Origin of the sequence: Microcystis sp. M113S1 (assembly GCF_020246945.1) — a bacterium.
Classification (GTDB): Bacteria; Cyanobacteriota; Cyanobacteriia; order Cyanobacteriales; family Microcystaceae; genus Microcystis.
Genome location: NZ_JADBSA010000028.1, coordinates 1 through 5,172, shown reverse-complemented (window position 1 = coordinate 5,172; position 5,172 = coordinate 1). Strand labels below are relative to the sequence as shown.

Annotated in this window: 6 protein-coding genes and 2 pseudogenes; 6 read left to right on the top strand and 2 right to left on the bottom strand. The window is 40.3% G+C overall.

Annotated elements, in window-relative coordinates; all coding sequences use genetic code 11:
- Positions 1-457: 457 nt before the first annotated feature.
- Both IM319_RS01770 and IM319_RS01765 read left to right on the top strand, forming a co-directional pair.
- The gene (locus tag IM319_RS01770; RefSeq protein ID WP_287684487.1) at positions 458-643 is read left to right on the top strand and encodes a type II toxin-antitoxin system VapC family toxin; all 186 of its coding nucleotides are present in this window, start codon (positions 458-460) and stop codon (positions 641-643) included.
- A gap of 455 nt (positions 644-1,098) precedes the next feature.
- Positions 1,099-1,425, top strand: a complete 327-nt coding sequence (locus IM319_RS01765) for a hypothetical protein (RefSeq protein ID WP_287734386.1) — start codon at positions 1,099-1,101, stop codon at positions 1,423-1,425.
- On the opposite strand, the pseudogene IM319_RS01760 reads toward IM319_RS01765, so the two are convergent.
- Positions 1,417-1,660, bottom strand: a pseudogene (locus IM319_RS01760) (murein biosynthesis integral membrane protein MurJ); the annotation flags it as partial. The gene IM319_RS01765 and the pseudogene IM319_RS01760 sit on opposite strands and share 9 nt — an antisense overlap.
- On the opposite strand from IM319_RS01760, the gene IM319_RS01755 reads away from it, so the two are divergent.
- The 3 genes from IM319_RS01755 (at position 1,611) to IM319_RS01745 (ending at position 2,542) form a co-directional block, all read left to right on the top strand.
- On the top strand, positions 1,611-1,736 hold the full coding sequence (locus IM319_RS01755) for a hypothetical protein (protein WP_287684483.1): 126 nt from the start codon (positions 1,611-1,613) through the stop codon (positions 1,734-1,736). The pseudogene IM319_RS01760 and the gene IM319_RS01755 sit on opposite strands and share 50 nt — an antisense overlap.
- 265 nt (positions 1,737-2,001) lie before the next feature.
- Positions 2,002-2,235, top strand: coding sequence for a DUF2283 domain-containing protein (locus IM319_RS01750; protein ID WP_287684481.1), 234 nt, complete (start codon positions 2,002-2,004; stop codon positions 2,233-2,235).
- A 100-nt stretch (positions 2,236-2,335) separates the two neighbouring features.
- Positions 2,336-2,542, top strand: a complete 207-nt coding sequence (locus tag IM319_RS01745) for a hypothetical protein (RefSeq protein ID WP_287684480.1) — start codon at positions 2,336-2,338, stop codon at positions 2,540-2,542.
- A 42-nt stretch (positions 2,543-2,584) separates the two neighbouring features.
- On the opposite strand, the pseudogene IM319_RS01740 reads toward IM319_RS01745, so the two are convergent.
- Positions 2,585-2,803 (bottom strand): annotated as a pseudogene (locus tag IM319_RS01740) (murein biosynthesis integral membrane protein MurJ); the annotation flags it as partial.
- A 180-nt stretch (positions 2,804-2,983) separates the two neighbouring features.
- Between IM319_RS01740 and IM319_RS01735 the strand changes: the two are divergent.
- Positions 2,984-4,708 carry a diflavin flavoprotein gene (locus tag IM319_RS01735; RefSeq protein ID WP_286825644.1) on the top strand — a complete coding sequence of 575 codons (1,725 nt, stop codon included), beginning with the start codon at positions 2,984-2,986 and terminating at the stop codon, positions 4,706-4,708.
- Positions 4,709-5,172 lie beyond the last annotated feature (464 nt).

Below are 5,172 nucleotides of genomic sequence, written 5' to 3'. Positions count from 1 at the left end.
TTAGGAGATATTGTCAGCCCTATCGTGGAGCAAGAAGATTGGGACTGTCTAAAATGATCATCCTTGATACCCATATTTGGTTTTGGTATATCAATGAAAGTTTTGAGCAATTTCCCTTAGAATGGACAGCGCAGATTCGACCAACTGCTCGATGAAATCCTCAACACAGGAAAACCCCGGCTCTTCTGGTTTCTGTGTGGAAACGAGGTCTATACTGATAGAATATCCGCAAAATAGTCCTAAAAGTCTTGTCCAATAAGCACTTCAGGATTCCATAAGCAAAAATTATCACACAAAGTCGAGGAGAGCCAAACCCCTAGAAATTGAGCGCAACGGCAAACGATTAATCATTAGTCCCGTTGAAACCGTAGATAAATTACAAAAATTAATCTATCGTCCTCAAGCCATTATTAGCGATCCCGATGATCTTGTACAAATCAGTTGGAAGAGACAAACCTTGATTTACCTTGATACTCATATTGTTGTCTGGCTTTATGCAGGACTAACTGCTAAATTAAGCGATTGCGCCAAACATCTAATTAACGAGAATGAACTCTATATTTCGCCGATAGTAAGGCTAGAGTTACAATATTTATACGAAATTGGGCGAATTACTGAAAAATCAGACGACATTGTTCTATAATTAGTAAGTTGCCTTGATTTAAAGGTATGTAAAAAAGATTTTAATTTAATTATTAATCAGTCTGTCATTATTAACTGGACTCGGGATCCCTTTGATTGCTTAATTGTTAGTAACGCTTCAGTAGATAACCATATTTTGCTAACCAAAGATTATCACATTTTAAATCATTATGAAAATGCCGTATGGGATTAATCACAATCTATGGGAAATTTATCAAGCATAACGGCGATCGCATCATGACAATTACCAAATAAAGATAGACTCCCATAAATTAAGATCATAGTGCATAGTAAATGTTCGAGGAGAATCATCGGTGATCTCACCCAGTTAAAATCCTGACTCCTAGTGCCAACTTTAAATCTTGTAAAAAAAGTAATTTTTTGAGGAATTTTTTGTATCCCCACTGATTACCATAATAGAAAATTCTGCTAATCTCTATGTTGATGAGGCAACTTATGGAACAGTCAAAGGCTAAATCTTCTCGCCAACGCGGGGTAATATTAACCTCCATCGGCCACCAAAAACTGCACCGTGCGAAAGTGAATTGGGAAATAAAACAAAACACTCGCTGCACCTTAGACATTCTTAGCCAACAAACTGGACTGACTGCCAATACTCTCAGTAAAATTTTTAGTCGCTCTGTCGCCGTTGATAAACGTAGTCTGTGGGTCTGCTTTTCTGCCTTTAATCTCGATTTAGACGGTCAAGATTATTCATCCAGTTTTACCCTTGCCTACAAAGACCGCCAATTTTCACATCGGGGGATAAATATGAACTGTTAAAAAGACGGTGACAGCTAATAAAATCGCGCTGACTAGGGTGGGAATAGTCTCGACAATCGGCGCGGACTCGGATTTATCTCTTTTGGCCAAAACACTGACCAAAGCGCTGTAAAAGGGGCCGTTAATGCCACCGAGAAGAATTAACAGAAAACCGGGGGACGACACCTCGAAAGAAAACAACTGCATTGATCGATTCTACCTGTTTCTGTGTTCCCGTAGAAAAGCGATCGCAGATTCGGACGGGACAATTTTTAATTGTGGTGGTGGTTTCCCAATCTGCTCTTAGTCGTCATTGGATCGTGACTATATAGGGTTTGCTGAAAAAGTGTATTGGTGGGGTTAGGAGTCAGGAGTCGGTCGTCAGTAGCCGGTCGTTTCAGGCTTTGTTGCCCTTGGTTTTTGTACCAGTTTATGTACTATGAGAAGAATAATGCAAGGTTTTTGAATGTCCCAATCCTATTTTCGCAGCATGAACATCGGATTTTAACAGGTCAAAAGCCTTATTTTAAAAGGGTTTTACCATTATTCAGCAGACCCTATATACACAGCCAGAAAAATTACAGGGGGAATAATGGTATGGAAAAAAATCTAACTTTTCGCTATGACCCGACGGGAGATATTCTTTATGCAGATGTCTGTTCTCCTTATGCAGATCAAGAGTCGGAGGAGATTGGGGATGAAATTGTCGCTCGTCTAAATCCGACTTCTGGGGAGACTGAGAATTTGGAGATTTTATTTTTCTCGAAACGCTGGAATCAACCATTTCCGTTACAATTGCCGATTGATGCTGCTTTTCGATTAGTGGGATAATTGAATCCTTTTTTAAAAGGCGATCGCGTTAGTCAGCTTATGGATTATACCTTACGCGGCTCTGTCTGTCGTATTATTAGTGCTAGGAAGGCAAATCAACGTGAACAAAGAACATATCACCAGAGTCTCACTAGAAGAGTGGGCGAAAATGAAGGGTCAAACTGACTGGGCAAAGATTGATGCGATGACTGAGGAAGAAATCGAACAAAATGCCCTGAATGACCCTGATAATCAACCTTTGAACGATGAGTTTTGGGATAAGGCTGAGGTTATTTTTCCTGAAGTAAATATTTTGATTAAGGGGTAAAATTTCAAGATTTAAAAGGCACTTTACTCATTAACGCACTCTGCGGACTAAACCAAAAACCTTACTGATTAAGGTGGCAACGGCGACAATTCCAGCAATACCGGCCAAGGAACGAGTAGCTTTCTTAGTAATGACGACACCTCGAAAGAAAACAACTGCATTGATCGATTCTACCTGTTTCTGTGTTCCCGCAGAAAAGCGCTCTCTAGTTGTCAAATTTAATTTGACTGGAATGTGTAACACCCATTTCCCCACAGACATCCATATACAGCGTTTCTCATAAATATGAAGTATAAGCTAATTCGCTATCGACGCTCGACTCCCACCTGACCATTAAGATAACTGTTATCAGTAATTATGAGAAAATAAATCTCCATACTTAATTTTCTCGTGGCACAATAGAGACAAAGTATAAAAAACTTAACAATAAGGAGGGGTTCGATGGTTGCTACACCAGTCAAAACAAAACGTCTCACCGTGCAGGTGGCCGATCTCACCGCAGACACTACTGCTATTCGTTCCCTCGATTGGGATCGCGATCGCTTCGATATTGAATTCGGATTACAAAACGGTACGACTTATAATTCCTATCTGATTCGTGGGGAAAAAATCGCCCTTGTGGATACCTCTCACGAAAAATTCCGTCAACTATATTTTGATAGTCTCAACGGATTAATTAACCCCCAAGAAATCGATTATTTAATTATCAGTCATACCGAACCCGATCACAGTGGTTTGGTCAGAGATATATTGCAACTTGCTCCCAATATTACCGTCGTTGGGTCGAAAGTAGCAATTCAGTTTTTAGAGAATTTAGTTCATCATCCTTTTCAACGTCAACTGGTCAAAAATGGCGATCAGTTAGACCTAGGCAACGGTCACATTCTCGAATTCGTTAACGCTCCTAATTTACACTGGCCCGATACTATTTTTACCTACGATCACGGTTCGGGAATTTTATTTACCTGTGATGCTTTTGGAATGCACTACTGTTCCGATGATCTTTACGATGAGCAATTAAGTGCTATTGAACCGGATTATCGTTTCTATTATGAATGTTTAATGGCTCCTAATGCTCGTTCCGTACTAGCGGCGATGAAACGGATGGAACCCTTGGGTAATATTAATCTCGTGGCTAATGGTCATGGACCGGTATTAAAACATAATATTACCGAATTATTAAGCCATTATCGTGATTGGAGTCAGGCACAAACTAAGGCAGAAAAAACCGTCGCTGTTTTCTATATTTCCGACTATGGTTATAGCGATCGCCTCTGTCAATCTATTGCCAAAGGTATTACTAAAACTGGTGTGGCTGTAGAAACTCTAGACCTGAAATCCGCCGATCCCCAAGAGGTAAAAGAATTAGCTTCTTCCGCGGTGGGAATCGTCATCGGTACTCCCCCCGTTTCTGGTATTCATGCCCAAGAAATTACGGGGAATCTAGGCACAATTCTCGCCTCGGTTAACCCCAAACAATACCTCGGAATGTTTGAATGTCAAGGGGGTGATGATGAACCAATTTTACCTCTATTTAATAAGTTTCTCGAAGTTGGCTTAACCAAAGCTTTCGATCCCATTCGTAGCTCGGAAACTCCTAACGAGAGTCTCTATCAACGCTGTGAAGAAGCGGGGACAGATATGGGACAACTATTAACCCAAGAGGTAAAAGTTAAACAAAGAAAATCCCTCGATACTGACCTTGATAAAGCCATCGGACGGATTAGCGGTGGTTTATATATTATTACCACCAAGAAAGGAGACAGAAGCGGGGCAATGGTCGCTTCTTGGGTGACTCAAGCAAGTTTTGATCCTCCCGGTTTTACCGTTGCTGTGGCCAAAGATCGGGCGATCGAGTCTTTACTGCAAGTGGGGGATCAATTCGTTTTAAATATTCTGGAAGAAGGCAATTATCAAACCCTGATGAAACACTTTTTAAAACGTTTCGGACCTGGGGAAGATCGTTTTGCAGGAGTCAATACTCGCACCGCTAATAATGGTTCCCCAATTTTAGCCGATGCCCTCGCTTATTTAGAATGTGAGGTAGTTAGTCGTATGGAATGTGCTGACCACTGGATTGTTTACAATAAAGTCACCGATGGTCGCGTTTCTCAACCTGATGGTTTAACGGCTGTTCACCATCGCAAAGTCGGTAATTATTATTAGGATTCTTGCTTGATTTGACTGGTTGAGAAAATACAGATCAAGATGCTTGATCTCAGCTTTTGAGATTGTTTAACCTCTCAACCAGTTAGTCAGCTTTTTCCAGTGATCAGTAAACAGTGAACAGTAATCAGTGAACCGAAAACTCATACTAAATCCGTTGAGTATAGGCTACATATCAGGAGAGGCACTCATGCAAAACGGAGAATAAATAATCAGTTTTTAATAACCAGATTTAGTATTGTAAAGTTTCAATACAAATATAGTCAGATATAGTCAGGCATGGTAATATATAGATATGAAACTATCAGACTATGCAAAAAAAACAGGAATAAGTTATCGAACGGCTTGGAGATGGTGGAAACAAGGGAATTTAACAGGTTATCAATTGCCTTCTGGTACAATTATCATAACGGATGACAACCATTCAAAACCCGACTTGATAGCTTGCATTTATGCAAGAGTTT